Annotated in this window: 1 tRNA gene and 2 rRNA genes; all 3 read left to right on the forward strand. The window is 50.9% G+C overall.

Features of this window, described 5'->3' with window-relative positions:
* A 16S ribosomal RNA gene (locus tag B5G00_RS18530) occupies positions 1 to 116 on the forward strand; the annotation flags it as partial.
* A 69-nt stretch (positions 117 to 185) separates the two neighbouring features.
* A 5S ribosomal RNA gene (rrf, locus tag B5G00_RS18535) occupies positions 186 to 303 on the forward strand.
* A gap of 6 nt (positions 304 to 309) precedes the next feature.
* Positions 310 to 383, forward strand: a tRNA-Ile gene (locus B5G00_RS18540).
* Positions 384 to 529: the final 146 nt, after the last annotated feature.

A 529-nucleotide genomic window follows, 5' to 3' on the forward strand; every position in this document is an offset into this window, starting at 1 on the left:
CGCCCGAAGTCAGTGACCCAACCTTAGGGAGGGAGCTGCCGAAGGCGGGACGGATGACTGGGGTGAAGTCGTAACAAGGTAGCCGTATCGGAAGGTGCGGCTGGATCACCTCCTTTCTAGGGAAGAAGAAGTAAGTAAAGTGTTTCACTGTTGAGTTATCAAAGAAAAAGTTGATAACGAAACTTTCCGGTGGCGATGCGCTTCGGGGAAACACCCGTACCCATCCCGAACACGACGGTTAAGACTGAAGCGGCCGATGATACTATGCTGGAGACGGCATGGGAAAGCAGGTGGCTGCCGGATCAAGAAGGGCTTATAGCTCAGCTGGTTAGAGCGCACGCCTGATAAGCGTGAGGTCGGTGGTTCGAGTCCACTTAAGCCCACTGGACAATGTTCACAGAGGAGCAAAGGTCCACTTAAGCCCATTGGGTATAAGCTTTTGCTGAGGAGCAAAGGTCACTTAAGCCCACTGGATAGATAAAATATCCAAAACAATAGAAAACAGAAGATGGGGATATAGCTCAGTTGG

The sequence above is a fragment of the Blautia sp. An46 genome, from assembly GCF_002161645.1.
GTDB classification, from domain to species: domain Bacteria; phylum Bacillota; class Clostridia; order Lachnospirales; family Lachnospiraceae; genus Blautia; species Blautia ornithocaccae.